Here is a 17832-nt window from a genome sequence, read left to right on the forward strand (position 1 = left end):
CTAACATTTTATATAAAAATTAGGCGAAAAATAAATTCTTTTTCTTCTTTCGATTTCAGATGACGGGTGCTATATATTGTCTGAAGAAAAAACGATTATCGAGTTTCAACCATTAGATGTTAGCTATGAACAAGAAGGAAACAACGTATTCATTGTAATTTGGGCTAAAAACAGAGCTGGAGAAACAATTACTTTATTGGATTGGAGATTTAAGCCATATTTTTACGCAATTCTCGAAGAAGAATCTAATATCGAGAAAGTAAAAAACGAAGTTTTAACTTTAGTTAGAAGAAAGGAGCCTAAAGCCTCTGTTGAATTAGTAGAAAAAAAGCTTTACGGAAAACCAGTAAAGGCTTTAAAAATCATAATGATGATACCTGAACAAGTCAGGGAAGTTAGAGACAGAGTAAAAAATGTTCCTATGGTAAAAGATGTCCTAGAAGCGGATATAAGGTTTTCAATGAGGTACATGATTGATAAGGATATAAAACCGTTTAGATGGTATAAAGTACCTGTAAGAGAGGTCTCTAAGAAAAAATATAGAAGTGCTAAGATTTACGAAGTCCTTGAAGATCCGATAGAGTTAGAAGCAGAGGCTTCTTTTCCATCTCTAAAAACTATGGTATTTGATATAGAAGTGTACAGCACAACAGGTTCCCCTAGGCCAGAAAAGGATCCAATAATAATAATCGGTCTTATGGATGGAGGTTTAAAGCAGTTTTATTCAGAAAATAAAGATGATAAAGAAACAATAAAAAAGTTTATCGAAGAAGTACAGAAAATAGATCCAGACATAATTTCAGGTTATAACATTAATGTTTTCGACTGGAATTACTTGCTACAAAGGGCAAAGTACAATGGATTGAATCTTGATGTCACAAGAGAAATAGGGAAATCACCTGCAACGAGCACAGCCGGTCATATCAGTGTAGCAGGAAGACTGAATGTCGATATCTTTGATTTTGCACAGGAGATTTCTGAAGTTAAGAGAAAAACACTTGAAGATATTTCTGAATATATGGGAGTAATGAAGAAAGATGAAAGGGTTCTTCTGGAATGGTATGATATCCCGAAGCTCTGGGACACAGGAAAAGAAGGCAGAGAAAAAGTCCTCAGATACAATAGAGATGACGTTATTTCGACTTATAGGCTTATGGAAAAATTTTTGCCTTTTGGAATTCAGCTTTCTGGACTTACAGGAATTCCGCTTGATCAGCTTATGGCTACCAGTGTTGGTTATAGATTAGAATATTACCTCATAAGAAAAGCATATAGATTTAATGAAATAGTGCCTAACAGAGAAGAAAGAGAAAGGGAAAGTTACAAAGGAGCAATAGTTCTGAAACCAAAATCAGGTGTTCATGAAAATATTGCGGTTTTAGATTTTGCGAGCATGTATCCTAATATAATGATTAAATATAATGTTGGACCGGATACTTTAGTAAAAGAATGCAAAAATGATGAATGTTACGTGGCTCCTGATGTTGGGCACAAATTTAGAAAGGAACCACCAGGATTTTTCAAAAGCGTCTTGAGCGATCTTTTAGCCGCTAGACAAAAAATAAGGCAACAGCTAAAAAAATTGAAACCAGGCGATCCAGAATATAACGTACTTGATGAAAGACAGAAAGCTATTAAAGTTTTAGCGAATGCCAGCTATGGATATATGGGGTGGCAAGGCGCAAGATGGTATTGCAAAGAATGCGCGGAAGCAATTACGGCTTGGGGAAGACAGAATATAACCTTTGCAATCGAAAAGGCAAAAAAGTTAGGTCTTGATGTTATATATGGAGATACAGATAGCCTTTTTGTCCAGTTTGATGAGAAAAAGATCAACGAGCTTTTAAACATAATAAACAGCGAATTAGGGCTTGAAATTAAAATTGATAAAATCTATAAGAAGCTTTTCTTCACTGAAGCAAAAAAAAGATACGTAGGAATTACAATAGATAATATAATAGATATCGTTGGTTTTGAAGCTATAAGAGGGGATTGGTCTGAAATTTCCAAAGATATACAAACAGAAATTGCAAGACTCATATTGGAAAAGGGAACCACAGAAAAAGCGATAGAATATACTAAAGAAATTATTAGAAATCTAAAAGAAAAGAAAATTCCTATTGATAAGCTTGTAATATGGAAAACGATAACAAAGCCTATTGAAGAATATGAAGTTGATGCACCGCATGTAACTGCTGCAAAGTTGTATCAAGAATATGGACTAAAAATATCACCTGGAGATAAGGTAGGATATGTAGTTGTATCTGGAGAAGGAAAAATCAGTGAAAAAGTAAAGCCATATTTTGCTGCTACACTTGATGAGATTGATGTCGATTATTACGTAGATCACCAGATTATTCCTGCAGCTATGAGAATATTAGAGTATTTTGGCGTTTCAGAAAGCGTATTAAAACAGGGAGCGATAGAAAAGCAAAAATCGCTCTTTGACTACCTTTCAAGTAAGCAGAAAAAATAATATATTTTATGTTTAATGTGTGTTCTTAACTTGAATACTTTAGAAAAAAGTGATATAGGATGCCTATTCATCTTAAAATTGGAAAGAACGATCTAGCGAAAAAAGTTGTAACTGTTGGAGATCCTAATAGAGCTTCATTATTAGCAAATTCTTTGCTTGACTATCCCAAGCTAATAAATGAAAATAGAGGTTTATTGTCTTATACAGGGACATATAAAGGAGAAAGAATAAGTATTGTAACCCATGGAATCGGAATGCCAAGTGCGTTAATTGTATTTGAAGAGCTTGTTTCATTAGGCGCAAAGGCTATAATAAGGTTTGGAACATCTGGCTCATTAAAGGAGCAAGTAAAAATTGGCGATATAGTAATTGCAGAATCAGCAGGACATTTTAATTCAAGTGCAATAAGGCAGTATTTTGATGATATAATTCCTCCAAATGGGTTTTCTTTCGATCTTATCAATACCCTAGTCGATAATTTTAAAAGGAGCGACTTTAATTTTCATGTCGGTCCTATTATAAGTAGCGATGCTTTTTATTCAGAATCGAAAGATTTGGCCTTAAAATTATCACGTTTAGGATTTTTTGCTATAGAAATGGAATGTGCCGGTTTAGCGATGATAGGTTGGCTAAGAGGTTTAAAGACCGGATGTGTATTATATGTAACTAACCATCTCCTAAGAAATGGGGAGGAGATGCTAGATTCAGCACAAATTAATAAAAAGATGGTTTCGGTAGCTACAAACATATTTGACGCTTTAACTAATTTTGCAGTTTGAAGTGAAAAATATGAAAACTGTAGAAATTAAAAAAGGGGCAAAAAGTTTAATTGAAAAGCATTTTTATTCTATTTACTCTAAATGGGTAAAAAGCGACTCCTCATTATCTAATGGAGATTTTGTAAAATTTTTATTCAACGGAGAAGTTATTGGATATGGTTTTTATGAAAAAATTGGTTCTATTGGGGGTAGGATAATATCTTATATAAGCGAATACGACAATCCTGATTTAAATGAGCTAATTAGGTGGAGAGTTAACCAAGGGTATCTCATTAGAAAAAAAATCGGAGAAAAGAAAGAAAGAGGGTATAGGTTATTATATGGCGATTGTGATGGAACGCCTGGATTAATAACAGACGTTTTTAATGACACTTCCGTAATCCAAACTACAAGCTATGGCTGGGATAGAAATCTTAGTCTGTTGGCTGATGCTATAGTAAAAGCTGGTATTTCTGAACGAGTTTTTTTAAAAAATGATCAAAGAGGAAGAAAATTTTTTGGATTACCAATAGAAAAAAAGTTTCTTCATGGAGAGCCGCCTCCGTATACTTACATTAAAGAAGATGACTTAATATTTAAAATCGATTTTTTAAATGGACAAAAAACAGGTTTTTATCTAGACCAGCGAGAAGCGAGAAAGAAGATTTCATCTCTATCTTTAGATGGTGCAAAAATCTTAGACCTTTTTTCATATACAGGAAGCTTTTCCGCCCATGCATTAAAGGCAGGCGCATCTTTTTCTTTACTTGTTGATGAAGATGATAGAGCATTAAATATTGCAAAAGAAAACCTTATCAAAAATGGATTCGAAGACAAGTTTGAAATAATCCGCGGAAGGGTTGAAAAGGTTATAGATTCGCTTTTGATCAAAAAAATGCAGTTCGACATCGTAATAGTTGATCCTCCAGCATTTATCCCGTCAAAAAACTTATATGAAAAGGGAATTAAAGCATATAAAAAGCTATTTGGCAACACCTTAAGGCTTGTTAAGCTGGGAGGATATATTTACGCATCAAGTTGCAGTTTTCATCTTAGTTCGGATGAATTATTAAAAATTTTGCAAGAATGGATAAACTATTATGGTTATAAATCGAGGGTCATTTATGAGCTTTCTCCATTCAATGTATTTCCATTCACAAGACCATTGGATGTTGAACTTAGATATCTAAAAGGATTTTTGTTAGAATTAGAATAGAAGAATACTATTAAAAATAACTTTTTAAGTCTAAATTAAAAACATTGATGTTAAAGTGTTAACTATGAAAATCTCTGTAATACATCCAAGTGCTATTCCTCCATTTTCTGCAAGACAAATTATTAGAGAAGCAAAAGCTAGAGGTCATTCGGCAAATTACATAAGACCTCAGGAGCTTAATGTGATTTATGTTAACAATAGTCGGATAATTATCAGAGGTAAAAGAGAGATAAAGCCAGAAATAGCATTTATTAGAGGAATGAGTTATCCTGGCTCAATTGAACATTTTATTTGGATGACAAACATAGTAAAAATTCTAGAAGAGACAGGAACATTCACTATTAATAGTTATTCATCTATTATGACTGCGAGAGATAAATCTCTCTTACCGTTGATTCTGTCAAAAAATGGACTTCCCTATCCTAAGACAATAATTACTGAAGACCTGCAAAAAGCGTTAGATGTTATAAACGAATATGGAAAAGTTGTAGTAAAGCCTATTATTGGTAGCTTGGGAAGAGGAGTGATGCTTCTAGATAATGTCGATGTTGCATATACTGTTTTAAAACAGCTTCTCTCATGGAATCAACCAATACTACTTCAAGAATTCATTAACAAGAAAGACAACAGAGATATAAGAATCTTGGTAATAAATGGGGAAATTTATGCGGCTTATTACAGAAAGGCTAGGCCAGGATTGTTCAAAACAAATATAGCACAAGGAGCTACGCCTGAACCTGCAGTATTAGATGAAGAGTTAAAAGAGCTTTCAATAAAAACTACTGAACTTTTAGGATTATTTTATGCAGGAATAGATATAGCAGAATCTGAAAAAGGGGAGAGGTATATACTAGAAGCAAATGCCTCTCCTAATTGGAAGGGTCCCTTATCTATGGGTCTCAATCCTGCTAGAAAATTAGTTGAAGAAGCTGAAAAAACTTATAAAAAATAGGTTGTCTAAAATGTATGTTGATTTATTTATTTCAGCAATAGTAGGTATATTTTTTACTTATTTTTTTACATTCATTGTAGAAAGATTTGAAAGAAGGATTGGACTTTTAGGTGAGGATGTTCATAAGAAGCCTGGTAGATTTTTACCGAAATCTGGAGGATTAGGCTTTCTATTTGGCTGGTCCTTTTCGATTTTAATTTATATGTTTATGAATGCAGGAAACAAAATGATTTTTAATGATTTAATTACTATTCTTTTGATTATCTGGTTCGTTGGAATTGTTGGCTTATATGATGATATGAAGAGACTTGGAGGGATAACAAAGGTCCTATTGACAGCACTGCCTGGAATCGCTATTTATTTTGCGTCTCTTTATAGGCCATTTGTTTTCATACCTTTTTTAGGAAATGCGAGGTTATCTATTGTTTATCCTATACTTCTTCCAATAATTTATGCTGTAGCATCTAATGCTATAAATATGACTGATACATTTACGGGAGTTGCTCCGGGAGTAGTTCTAATTTTGACAATTTTTACTTTCCTTTCCTTTTTATTTTTCCCATTATTACCAAAAAGCGATCCTTTATATCAAATTGCAATTATTTTAGCCGTTCTTACTATTTCTTCTCTTATAGGATATTTACCACATAACTTTTATCCAGGAAAGAGTTTCAATGGAGATTGCGGTTCTTTATCGTGGGGAGCGATCTTAGCTACCATAGCTATCTTAAGCAAAACTGAGTTCTTTCTTGTTATGGCAGCTATTCCAATAGTAACGAATGGCTTCACAATTTTAAGCAGTATAAAAGGCATAATAGAGCATCATGAACTAAAGACGAGACCAACGATTCCAGATAGAGATAATAACATAATTAAAGCAAATCCGGATGAAAATGCACCAATAACTCTTGCTCATTTATTAACTCTAAAAAATCCCTTATCTGAAAAGGAACTTGTGATATCCTTATATCTCTTAGTAAGTATCTCAAGCATTTTCACAATGATCTTTTATGCCATTTTATTTTGATTTTTTGCTAAAAAATAAAATAGAAAAAAGAAAAAATTATTTTTTATTTCTGCTTACTAGAGAATCTACAGCCATTATTACTAATATCAATAGAACAAACACGATGCCTAAAATTATATCATGCCAGCCCCATAATACTCCATATGCATAGCAATATCCAAAACCGATTAAACCTACAATAAAAGCTCCTATTACTACCCACCATGGGGCTTTAAATATAGCCTTTTCATGCCATTCTTTTGTTGCTCTAATTTTAAGATTTGCTACACCCAGCAAGAACCAACAGACAATCCAAGGAACTTGGACAATAGCTACCAAAACTGCATATGCAGCAGTATAGAATATCATTATAACGTTTATTAGATATATTAGAATTAATCCCCAATGTGGAACGCCATATTTATTAGTTTTTGCAAAAATCTTCGGCATGTCTCCTTCTACAGCCATCTGATATGTTACTCTTGATGCGCTCATTAAAGCAACATTTGGAACAGTCAAAGCACCACAAACTAATGCTATCCATAGCAATATTTCTCCAGCATTCCCCAAAACAATTTGACCATACTGAAATAGTGGCTTTGAAAGAGTCCCCATTTGTGAACCTAAAACACCTATAGCAGTGATTGTTATTAAACCGACAAAAGCCAAAGACACTACAACCGAGAACCAAGCTGCCCTTGGAATTCCCTTTTCGGGATCTTCGATTTCTGGTACAATCGAAGCAAAAATATCCGTTGAATATGTGCTCCAAGTGGCAATTAGTGCGGCAGAAAGGAACAGCATAAGCATGCCTTCCATGGTATTAGCCTGAACTCCAGGAACTCCAGAAACCCAAAAAGGGTGGAAATTAGACAAATTGACGAATGGAATAGCTACGAGACCAACTAATATGAGGGGTACTACTTTAAGTATTGTGAGTATAGTCTGAGTTATACCTGCTATTTTAATGCCAAAATAATTGAACACAAAAAATATCGTTACCAAAGCAAAAGCGAATAGCTGTCTGTGTAGAAACGTCGAAGGATCTGTGCCAAATATATATCTGCCTAATATTAGAGAAGCTATTGCTCCTGCAGTTCCCCAGTTTATATAAAATCCCCAACCTGCAATGGCTCCAGGTATTTTTCCCAGTGCTATTCTCACTGGAGCGTACTCAGCTCCCGCCTTATCTGGCCATATTGTAAAGTTATAAGCTAAAACTACCGCTGCAAAAGCACCAAAAAGCAGTGTAACAATCCAGACAAGAGCTGCTGCAGGACCAGCCATACTATAAGTTACTGGCAAGTTACCAAATAAACCTGTTGCTCCTAAAGTTCCAATAACTAAAGCCGCTGAAACATACCATTTAACCTGCCTTTTTAAACCCTGAGAAGTCATATTTTTAACCTCACTTTTTTTATAAATAAAATATTTATTAATGATCATATATTTTAATGTTTCTGTAAAAGTTAAAAAATCAAGACTTGAAAAAAATAAAAATTTAATTCTTTATTTATAAATATGATTTATTTAAAAAATTATGGTATTACAGCGGTTAATACTGCTTTTTCTGTATGCAACCTATTTTCTGCTTCATCGAAAACAACACTCCATTTACCTTCTATAACTTCTTCGGTCATTTCATTTCCTCTATATGCTGGCAGGCAGTGCATAAAAATCACATCAGGCTTTGCTAATTCCATATGAGAAGGAGTAACTGTGAATGGCTTAAAGTCTTCTTTTCTTTTATCTTTTTCCTGCTCCGGCTTACCCATACTCCACCAAGTATTTGCGATCACTACATCTGCACCTTTAACTGCTTCGTTGAGGTCATGGACTATTTCCAATCTAGTCCCTCTTTTTCTTGCTTCTTGCTCAGCAAATTTCCAAATTTCTTCATTAGGTTCATATCCTTTAGGAACTGCTATTATGAAATCCATTCCATGTCTTGGTGCTTCTACTATTAATGAATGTGCGACATTCCAAATGTCCCCTGTATAAACGACTCTCAATCCATCCCATTTGCCTTTTTTCTCTCTAATCGTCATTAAATCTGCAAGGACTTGACATGGATGCTCTAAATCCGTCAAAGCATTGATAACCGGCACTTTCATATACTTAGCAAATTCTTCAACTTCATCTTGTCCAAATGTCCTTATTACGAACCCTTTCAGATATCTATCAAGGACTCTTGCTGTATCCTTTACCGGTTCGCCTCTTGTTAATTGCATCTCATCAGGCCTAAAATAAAAGGGAATGCCTCCAAGTTCTGCAATACCTACTTCAAATGAAGATCTAGTTCTAGTTGATGGTTTCCTAAATAGCATCCCTATTGTTTTTCCTCTTAATGGTAAGAACTCAATTTCAAGTTCCCTAAGTTGCTTTAACTCTACAGCTAAATCAATCAAGTAATCTATTTCTTCTCTACTAAAAGCTCTTGTAGTAATAAAATCCCTACCTCTAAAATTTTTTATTTTCGAAAAATCAAACATATCTTTCACCTTTTATTAAATTTATTAATTTTGTTCAAACATAATAAATATTTAATGTCCTAACAAAAATTAAAAAATAATCATTTAGTTATTTTTTAGATTTTTCACTTATTTAACTCCCATAGCTCTCTTGTAGAGCACCTAACTCCTCCGCCGCCGGCTTCAATCTGAGGTATTTTTATTCTCAATAATTCAAGTCCGTAAGTTTTTTCTATATATTCATTTGCTTTCTCATTATAAGAATCAACCGCCAGTTTTCCATTGCCGAGATTTAAAGCGTTTGTCATGGTGATCGGGCTCTGACTCTCCCTTGGCATCTCATCAATTTTAACTTCAAGCTCTTTCATGAGCTTAAGGAATTCTGTTACTCTAAACATCCCGCTTTTTCTATCATATTCTAAAGCAGAATAAAAGCCAACTCTTGAAGGATCTATTATCCCCACTCTTTCGCCACCAACGTCTCCCAAGTAAGCAAATGCGGTATCGAGATGAACAGCCCCAAATTCCCAGTATTTAATGTATCCAGCTAGAGGAACTCCTATTATCCTAACGTCTTCTGGCAATATCTCGCCTAAAAATTTAAATGTCGCATAGTTAGAACCTCTTACCCCGATGCCTGTCAACAGTGCAACTCCTTTTTCAGTTTTTATTATAAAGAAATTTCCTCCCTCCATTACAGCTCTAACCAGCATGTTGTCAAATTTAACCCATCTCGCCCTTGCCATAGGGTATATATTTAAGTTGTAGTATATTTCATTAAGAACTTCCTCTTCCCCTCTTCTTAGCTTCAAGCTCATGTTACCAATAATTGGATATTTTAGCCACGTTACACTCTGGTCTCTTGTATAGAATATTTTGGCCATATTTTCAGGGACATTTACTTTAAAAATCTTTGACCTTACGAAGAGGTTCTTCGCTTCATCATAAATTTCGGAATCTATTGCAACAAAAGTCTTCACTCCATTTTCACTAAGCGTGTTAGCTATTCTGGAAATATCTTCAGACAGTTTTATTGCATCAGGAGCATCAGAACCATCCAGGGCTTTTTCTCTCCAAACCCATTCAGTATGTCTTCCCTTTACTATATTTAACTGTTTATTAGAAACTGCCAGCATTAGTATTCCTTCTCTTTTCGAATCTTCACCTCTTAAATCATCACTCCTTAAATTTTCTATTACGGAGATTTGTTTTGCGATTTTTTCTTCCCAATCAAAAAGAATTTCCATATCGCTTTTTTCTTTTAGTTTCATATAATCGTTATATGGCATTAAACTTATAACTTGATCCAGTGCAAGAAATTTTTCGAGGGCTTTATTTCCTAAAGCGTTCTCAATTTTAGAGAGTTCTATAGATTCCGTTATAGGCTGTTGCGGTAAAACTATTCCTGCTTTTTTTCTTACTGATTCACTGAGGTCAAAAGAAGTAATGGGCGGATTAAAGACAAGCTTTAGCCCTCTCTCTAACTCATTTTTTTCCATTTTGCTTATTATGTCAATATCAATAAAATTCAATTTTTTCACCAAATTATTTCTATAATTCTTTAATATATATCTTTTTTTAGAATTATCAAAAAACTATTTAATCAATTTTTTATTAATAAAAAATTATTTTTAAATAAAAATTCGAACTTTTTACAAGTAAATTTTTTTGAGGACTTCTGAAATATCTTCTATACTTGCATTCTTCTCATTAACTCTCGAAAGGGAAAGATTACACATAGGGCACATCGTTATAATGCGATCACTTGTGAGAACAAGCTCTTCTAGCCTAGTTTTCGCTATTTCTTTTGATAATGAAGGAGATAATGTCTCCACTGGACTGCCACAACAAAAAGTCAATTCTTTTGTTCTAAAAGGTTCGTTAATTTTTACTCCTCCGTTTAAAAGAAGTTCTCTTGGTTGAGTAATGATGTTGAGGTTTCTAGCATAATAACAAGGATCATGTATCGTAAAGCTCTCGTGAATTTCTCTTTTAGGTTTCATTTTAAATTTATAAAGCAACTCTAAGTAATTGATGACATTAATGTTAAAATCTTTTAAAATTTTTGGATAAATAGTTTTCAATATGTACGTGGTATGAGGGTCTATAGTTATTACTGCCTTAACACCCGATTCCTTTAAATTTTTATGAACTGATTCTGCGTGTTCTTTAAAAGCATCTTTTAGTCCATAGTCAAACAAAAGAACACCTGTATACATGTCCTTATCATAAAGATAACCAAAATCTGTTCCCGTTGACTTTATAAGTTCAACTATATTTCGTATTATAGAATATTGCTTTTCAAGTTCATCCTTTGATACGTTTACAACTATTTTAGCGAAAAAATCAGTCAAGCTAATGAATCTTTCTCCGAATTTCATAATAATTGAAGTACCTTTAGCTTCTTCAATTGACTCTAGATAATTGGTAAATTCTTTAATGTAAGGTACTAGCTGATATAATCCACCGGTATAGATTACTGTATCTGTGTTTTTTGGCAAATCGGTGCCCAAAGCCCATTTATATATGATTTCAGTTGAAACGGGAAATGGGATCCCATATTTCTTATCAAAGCTCACCATCATATTTAAAATTTCCTTAATTGGAAGTGTCATTTTTTTCACCTTAAAGCATATTTTTATTTATCAGATATGATTTAACTGTCCTAACATCTTCATCAATTCTTATATTTGCTGGGCACTGTGTAACGCAAGCACCGCATTGAAGGCAAGTGAATATAGCATCAACTGCGCCATCCGTAAGAACGTTTTCTCTTACAAAATTAAGAATTGCTGTGATTCTTCCTCTAGGCCCATATATTCTATTTTTCTTAATCTTCAAAGTAGGGCAGACCCATTCACAGTTTCCACAAAAGGCACAGCTTAAAGCATCATCAAGAACTACTTTTATTTTTTCGTTGACAATTTCTTCATCTTTGCTTTGAGCATCCTCCATTTCCTACACCTCAAATATTTTACCAGGGTTCAAAATGTTCTTAGGATCAAATGTTTGCTTAATTGATTTCATTATATCGATAGCCTTCACGCTGTTTTTGCTTTTTAGTTCCATTATCAGGTCTTTTTTCTTGTCCAGACCTATTCCATGTTCAGAGCTAACAGTACCGCCCAATTCAATCACAGCTTTAAGTATCTCGCTTTTCATCTTTTCGTATGTTTCAATCTGCTCTATGTTCTTTTCCTCGATTTTAATTACGGGGTGCAAGTTTCCATCTCCTACGTGTCCAGCAAGCGTTAAAGGTAATCCATATCTTTTTTCTATTTCTCTTATTCTTCTTACAGCTTCTGGAAGCTTCGAAGGAGGAACGCTTATATCTTCATTGTAATCTATTATTTTGCTAGCAGGATTCTTTCGCATTTTTACTACTAGATCTCTCAATCCGATGTCATAATTTCTTCTTATATCGAATATCCCTTCGCTTTCGGCTTCATCTAAAGTCTTTGCTTTATACACATTTTTTGCTCCATTTCTTTTCAGTATGTTTTCGACTAGAGATAATACCCTTTCAGAAGATTCTGGAGAAGTTATTATAGAAGTAACAAAATAATGTCCATTTCCAGCTATATTGATTTTTAAAACTTTAAGTGTAAGCTCAACGCTTTTGTCATCGACAAACTCCATAATTAAGATATCTAGCTTATTTTTCTTAATTTCAAGAAGAGCATTTACAAGTCCCTCGATGTCATCAAAAAATGCAGCAAGCGTAATTACGTTTTCCGGAAGAGGAGTTATTTTTAATGTCGCTTCAGTCACTAGTGCAAGGGTTCCCTCGCTACCAACAATAAGTCTAACAAGATCATATCCCTGCCTACATTTAGAAGTCTTGCATCCTATCTTTAATATTGTTCCATATTCATTTGGTATAACAATTTCTAACTCGTTGACCCAATCCTTCATGGTGCCATATTTAACTCCCCTCATTCCTCCAGCTCCAGTATTAATCGCGCCACCTACCGTAGCTATTTTTATAGAAGCAGGATCAATAGGAAACATAAAACCATAGATAGAAAGTTCTAAGTTTAAATCATAAAGCCTAACGCCGGGTTCAACTACTACATACGAATCTAGTATGTTTATATTTTTTATTTTATTCATCCTTTCAAAGCTAACTATAACTCCGTCTTCTCTAGGAAGAGATGATCCTGTAAGCTCACTTGCAGATGCCTGAGGATATATTTTTATATTGTTTTTGTAGCAATATTTCACTATTTCTGAAACTTCTTCAGTATTATTAGGAAAAACAACCGCTATTGCATTTCCTTCCATATGTGATGCATTTTTTGCATAAACTTTTATCGTTGACTCGTCAGTAATAACATTCCCGTCAGAAACTATAGATGACAAGTCTTTAGCTATAGTTTTTTTGCTTTTTAGCATTTTTATTTTCCCAATTTATTATTGTTTTTAAATAATATAAAAGACTTATCATAAAATTATTTTTTAGACAAAAAATTTCAATTTTAAAATATAATCTAAAATTTTTTAAACCTAAATTAAACAATCGAAAATATCATGCTTCTCATTTATTTAATTTCAAAATAAAAAAAGGCTTTACTCAGATTTTCTTCTTTCTTTAAATATCTCTTTTCAGGAAGTTTGAAGTTTATTGTTATATTTACAAATAAATATTTTTTATATAAGAGAGCAAGAGAGATGATAAATCTCTAGGTATTTTATATGGTTATTTTAGCTGGAGGCGTTTTTAGGATAGGAGAGCTTATAATATTTTATTAATTTCTAATTGTTGAGCTTACTTAGTTATGAAAAATTTTAAATGACATAAAGTATAACTTGTTATTCCTTTTTTAAAAGAACATGTTTAAAAAGATTGAAAAAAAGCGATGATTTTTAACAAAAAATTATAAATTATTGAGAAATTAAGGCTTTTATTTGAGCTTTTTTCCTTGCTAATGAATAATTAATTAGAGCTTGAAGACCATGAATCGCTCTTTCTGGTGTGGGATACACAGGCACTTTTTCATTCTCTATTTTCTTTGCGAGATCTTCAATTATAGATTTCGCCGCATACCAATTTACTACTATAGGTTTTTTCGTTATTGGAACGATCTCATTTATTATCGCATCTGTTATAGCTTCTACAGTTTCTCTTGGAAAACTACCCTCAATTATTACCACATATCCATCAACTACATTGTGCTCTTCTAATACTTTGAATGTCTTTGAATAAAATTCATATTGCTGTTTTGGCGTTCCCTGAGCTGTTACATCTATTGGGTTATATGGTGCACCATAAGGAGGGATAATTTTTCTGATTTCATCTATTACATTCTGTGGTAGCATAGGAACGTTAAATCCAACCTTTTCCGCTTCATCAGCTGCCAATATACCAAGTCCTCCAGAATTGCTCAATATTCCTATACCCCTAATTTCACTATTTGTCGTTCTATTCTTCTGCATACTTAAAGCTCTTATATAGTCTATCAAATCTTGCATTGATTCTACTACAAAAGCGTGGTGCTGCTGAATTGCAGTCTTATATATATTGTAGCTTCCAGCAAGCGAACCTGTATGCGACATTGCGCCTCTGGCACCACTAGAACTTCTTCCTGATTTGAGAACTACAATTGGTTTTTCGCTTATGGTTTCTTCTACTGCCTTTAAAAACTCTCTTCCTAGGCCATTAGGCAATCCTTCAAGGTATATTCCTATAGTATTAGTTGTCTCGTCTTCTTTCAAAAATCCAATGATTTCAGCCTCATTAACATCTCCTCTATTTCCAAGATTTACAAGGATGCTAAACCCAATTCCTTCGTCTTGGAACCAGTCAAACGTACCGTCAGCGATCGCTCCACTTTGTGATATAAATGCAGTAGATCCTTTTCTTCGGATTCCAACTCCGAATGTAGCATTTAAATCGACTGCTGTCGAGACTATTCCGAATGAGTTCGGGCCAATAACTCTCATTCCACAGCTTTTAGCTCTTGCTATCACCTGTTCTTGGAGTTTTCTACCCTGTTCTCCTGTCTCTGCAAAACCCGATGTTATTATTATTGACGCTTTGACTTTCTTTTTACATGCCTCTTCTATAGCACTTAGAACTCCTGCGGCAGGAATGACAACTATCGCCAAATCAACCTCGTCTGGCACGTCTAATATACTTCGATATACTTTGTATCCGTTAAGCATATTATGCTTAGGATTTATTGGAAACACTTTGCCTTTATACCCGCTGATAACGTTTCTGAAAACTAACCCTCCTATTTTAAGAGGATCTTCAGAAGCTCCAATTATAGCGACGCTACTAGGATAAAAAAAATATTTTAGATCGCTTTGCATAACTCTCTACCTAATTCTTCACCCTTTTCGAATGCTTTTATATTCAACTCAACGTATTTTGGTCTTACATTTTCTTTTATTGCTTGGATAAAGTATTCTCTATCTATACCGGTATCAAAGAACACTCTAAATGCTCCTAGCATCAAGACGTTAGCAATTCTTGCGTTGCCTAGCTGTTTTGCCATATCGGTTGCCGGTATAATACATATCTTATCCGTGACTTTCTTTATAGCTTCTATTACTTCTTCTTTAGTAGGATATTTAGATTCACCCAACATTACTGATGACGGTATTATTCTATAATCGTTTATTAGTATTGCACCATTCGGCTTTAGCATGTTAAGTCTCCTTAAACTTTCAGATAGCTCTAACGATATGATTGCATCTGCTTCATGCTCTAAAATTATCGGAGAAAATGCTTTTTTCCCGAACTTCACATGACTCGCAACTGGTCCGCCTCTTTGCGCTGAGCCGTATAATTCTCCTACCCTTCCTTCAAGGCCGGAATCTATGGCAGCTGCTACCAATATCCTTGCCATTAATACGTTTCCTTGTCCACCTATACCTGTTACAATTACCTGTTTAGTTTCGTTGCTCATTGTTTACCACCCTCCGGTTTTATTATCGCATTATAAGGACATACTTGCGCACATACTCCACATCCGACACAAAGTTCATCTGCAATGTGAGCTTTTTTCTTAACAGAATCCCACTGTAAAGCTTGGCATCCAAGAGTCAATAGGCAAACACGGCATCCCGTACATTTATCCGGGTCAATATAGTAAGGAGTCTTTGGCGGCTCTACATATAACGCACAGCCCCTCTTTGATACAACAACTACGTTTTCACCGGTCTCTCTTATTTTCTTTATAGCTTTCCTAAATGCCTCTATAGAGCCTTTAACATCATATGGATCGATTACTTCAACTTCATAGCCCATAGCTTTGATCACGTCTTCCGCATTTATTGATGGATTCTGCGAATGATCTCCTCTCATTCCCGAACTCGGGTTCGGCTGACCTCCGGTCATTGCTGTAATCCTGTTATCAGCAACTATGAATAGCATTCCTTTCTGACCATTCCATTTTGCATTTATTAATGCAGGCATTGATGCATGGAAGAATGTCGAATCTCCCACAATACCTATAACTGGATCCTTTGTTTTCAATGCAACTCTAAGCCCCTGCGGAAATCCAAATCCTGAACCCATGTTCAGGCTAACATCACCGATTCTCATTGGAGAGAACGGAGCAAGACCGTAGCACCCTATATCTAGAATTATTGGTATATTGTCAATTTTAACGCCTTCACGTAAAAGTGCCATCTTAAGGGCATAAAATGTTCCTTGATGAGGACAGCCGGCACAGAATGTCAGATATCTAAATGGAGTTATTTCTTGAGCTTTTTTAACTGCCTCTTTTACTTGTGTTGGTATTTCTGGTAATCCTTTAGCACCAAGCTCTTTACCTGCTATATCAACTAATGCATTGGCGATTATTGAGCTATTCAATTCATTGCTCCAAGGTATGTTTCCAGTATTACGTCCATAAACTTTAAGATTGCTCAAACCGTTCTCATGAGCGATAACATTTACATAGTTTTCGAGATAAGGTTCGGTTTCCTCAGCAATTAAAACCTTATCTAAACCATTTATGAAGTTTGCGATTACCTTTCTTGGTACTGGGAAAACTCCTACCAGACCTAGAATGCTTACTTTTCCCTCAAGTCCAAGCTTTTGCAAAGCCTCTCTAGCATACATTATGTTTATACCATCTGCTATTATTCCTATTTTGCTATTTCCCTTTTCATAATAGTGATTCAAGTTCTCTATGTCTCCTTGTATTTTATAGAGTTTTTCATGTAGTTCTTTATGTAATTTTTGTATGAATACGTCTCCGGTGTACCATCTGTCAAGATTCTTAACGAACTTACCTTCTGGAAGCTCTTTCGGATACTTAGGTAACTTACCAATCGTTACAGAACCACTCGCATGCGCAATTCTGTGCGTTGATCTAACAATTACTGGCAAGCTGTATTTTTTTGAAAGTTCGAAGGCCTTTATCATTAAATCTTTTGCAGTCTGCTGATCATATGGCTCTAAGCAAGGGAAGTGAAACATCTCACAGTAAATTCTAGTATCTTGCTCATTTTGAGATACCCATGCACCAGGGTCATCTCCAACATATATTACCAACGCTCCATCTATGCCCGTCATATTTATTACATTAAAGAAGTCAGAAGCCACATTGACACCTACATGCTTCATAGTAACTAGAGCCTTGAGCCCTGCAGCTGCTGCACCGCCTGCCACTTCAGCTGCCACCATTTCGTTAACGGAGATCTCCGCATAAATGCCTAACTGTTTTCTCATTTCGTTTAGCATTTCTAAAACTTCAGAAGACGGAGTACCAGGATATCCTGCAACAACATCAACGTCAGCTTCAAGCGCGCCCCTTACGATAGCCTGGTTGCCTACCATTAACATTCTTTTTCCTGGTTCATCTAAAAGTAAAGGATTTTTTTCAGAACTCATTTTGTTTCGCCTTTTTGAAATAGATAATTTGTGATATAAAATTATTTATTACTTTACTTTATATATAAATTTTTCCGTTCATAAATATCTCCATTATTATAAATT

General features: G+C 34.5%; 14 protein-coding genes. 5 read left to right on the top strand and 9 right to left on the bottom strand.

The window, feature by feature from the left end:
* Positions 1 to 76: 76 nt before the first annotated feature.
* The 5 genes from FFONT_RS02015 (at position 77) to FFONT_RS02035 (ending at position 6429) form a co-directional block, all read left to right on the top strand.
* Complete coding sequence (locus tag FFONT_RS02015) at positions 77 to 2476, top strand: DNA-directed DNA polymerase (protein ID WP_014557551.1); 2400 nt, start codon at positions 77 to 79, stop codon at positions 2474 to 2476.
* Positions 2477 to 2535: 59 nt separating this feature from the next.
* Positions 2536 to 3255 (top strand): purine-nucleoside phosphorylase, encoded by a 720-nt coding sequence (locus tag FFONT_RS02020; RefSeq protein WP_014557552.1) that lies wholly within the window; start codon positions 2536 to 2538, stop codon positions 3253 to 3255.
* A 10-nt stretch (positions 3256 to 3265) separates the two neighbouring features.
* Complete coding sequence (locus FFONT_RS02025; RefSeq protein WP_148683524.1) at positions 3266 to 4450, top strand: class I SAM-dependent rRNA methyltransferase; 1185 nt, start codon at positions 3266 to 3268, stop codon at positions 4448 to 4450.
* Between the two features lie 64 nt (positions 4451 to 4514).
* Positions 4515 to 5402 (top strand): ATP-grasp domain-containing protein, encoded by an 888-nt coding sequence (locus tag FFONT_RS02030; protein ID WP_014557554.1) that lies wholly within the window; start codon positions 4515 to 4517, stop codon positions 5400 to 5402.
* Between the two features lie 10 nt (positions 5403 to 5412).
* Positions 5413 to 6429, top strand: a complete 1017-nt coding sequence (locus FFONT_RS02035) for an MraY family glycosyltransferase (RefSeq protein WP_014557555.1) — start codon at positions 5413 to 5415, stop codon at positions 6427 to 6429.
* A 36-nt stretch (positions 6430 to 6465) separates the two neighbouring features.
* On the opposite strand, the gene FFONT_RS02040 is transcribed toward FFONT_RS02035, so the two are convergent.
* The 9 genes from FFONT_RS02040 to FFONT_RS02080 form a co-directional block, all read right to left on the bottom strand.
* Positions 6466 to 7806 carry an APC family permease gene (locus FFONT_RS02040; RefSeq protein ID WP_148683525.1) on the bottom strand — a complete coding sequence of 447 codons (1341 nt, stop codon included), beginning with the start codon at positions 7804 to 7806 and terminating at the stop codon, positions 6466 to 6468.
* A gap of 140 nt (positions 7807 to 7946) precedes the next feature.
* On the bottom strand, positions 7947 to 8900 hold the full coding sequence (gene argF / locus FFONT_RS02045; protein ID WP_148683526.1) for an ornithine carbamoyltransferase: 954 nt from the start codon (positions 8898 to 8900) through the stop codon (positions 7947 to 7949).
* A 104-nt stretch (positions 8901 to 9004) separates the two neighbouring features.
* Positions 9005 to 10411 (bottom strand): arginine deiminase family protein, encoded by a 1407-nt coding sequence (locus tag FFONT_RS02050; protein WP_148683527.1) that lies wholly within the window; start codon positions 10409 to 10411, stop codon positions 9005 to 9007.
* A gap of 120 nt (positions 10412 to 10531) precedes the next feature.
* Positions 10532 to 11494 (bottom strand): heterodisulfide reductase-related iron-sulfur binding cluster, encoded by a 963-nt coding sequence (locus FFONT_RS02055; RefSeq protein WP_148683528.1) that lies wholly within the window; start codon positions 11492 to 11494, stop codon positions 10532 to 10534.
* Positions 11495 to 11504: 10 nt separating this feature from the next.
* Positions 11505 to 11834 (bottom strand): 4Fe-4S dicluster domain-containing protein, encoded by a 330-nt coding sequence (locus FFONT_RS02060; protein ID WP_014557560.1) that lies wholly within the window; start codon positions 11832 to 11834, stop codon positions 11505 to 11507.
* A 3-nt stretch (positions 11835 to 11837) separates the two neighbouring features.
* On the bottom strand, positions 11838 to 13274 hold the full coding sequence (locus FFONT_RS02065) for an FAD-binding oxidoreductase (protein ID WP_014557561.1): 1437 nt from the start codon (positions 13272 to 13274) through the stop codon (positions 11838 to 11840).
* Between the two features lie 489 nt (positions 13275 to 13763).
* Positions 13764 to 15194 (bottom strand): acetate--CoA ligase family protein, encoded by a 1431-nt coding sequence (locus tag FFONT_RS02070; protein ID WP_014557562.1) that lies wholly within the window; start codon positions 15192 to 15194, stop codon positions 13764 to 13766.
* A complete protein-coding gene (locus tag FFONT_RS02075; protein WP_014557563.1) occupies positions 15179 to 15793 on the bottom strand; it encodes an indolepyruvate oxidoreductase subunit beta in 615 nt (204 codons plus the stop codon). Before FFONT_RS02075 ends, FFONT_RS02070 begins: the two co-directional genes overlap by 16 nt.
* On the bottom strand, positions 15790 to 17727 hold the full coding sequence (locus FFONT_RS02080; RefSeq protein WP_014557564.1) for a thiamine pyrophosphate-dependent enzyme: 1938 nt from the start codon (positions 17725 to 17727) through the stop codon (positions 15790 to 15792). The genes FFONT_RS02075 and FFONT_RS02080 overlap by 4 nt, the downstream gene beginning before the upstream one ends.
* Between the last annotated feature and the right edge of the window lie 105 nt (positions 17728 to 17832).

The sequence above is a fragment of the Fervidicoccus fontis Kam940 genome (assembly GCF_000258425.1).
GTDB classification, from domain to species: Archaea; Thermoproteota; Thermoprotei_A; order Sulfolobales; family Fervidicoccaceae; genus Fervidicoccus; species Fervidicoccus fontis.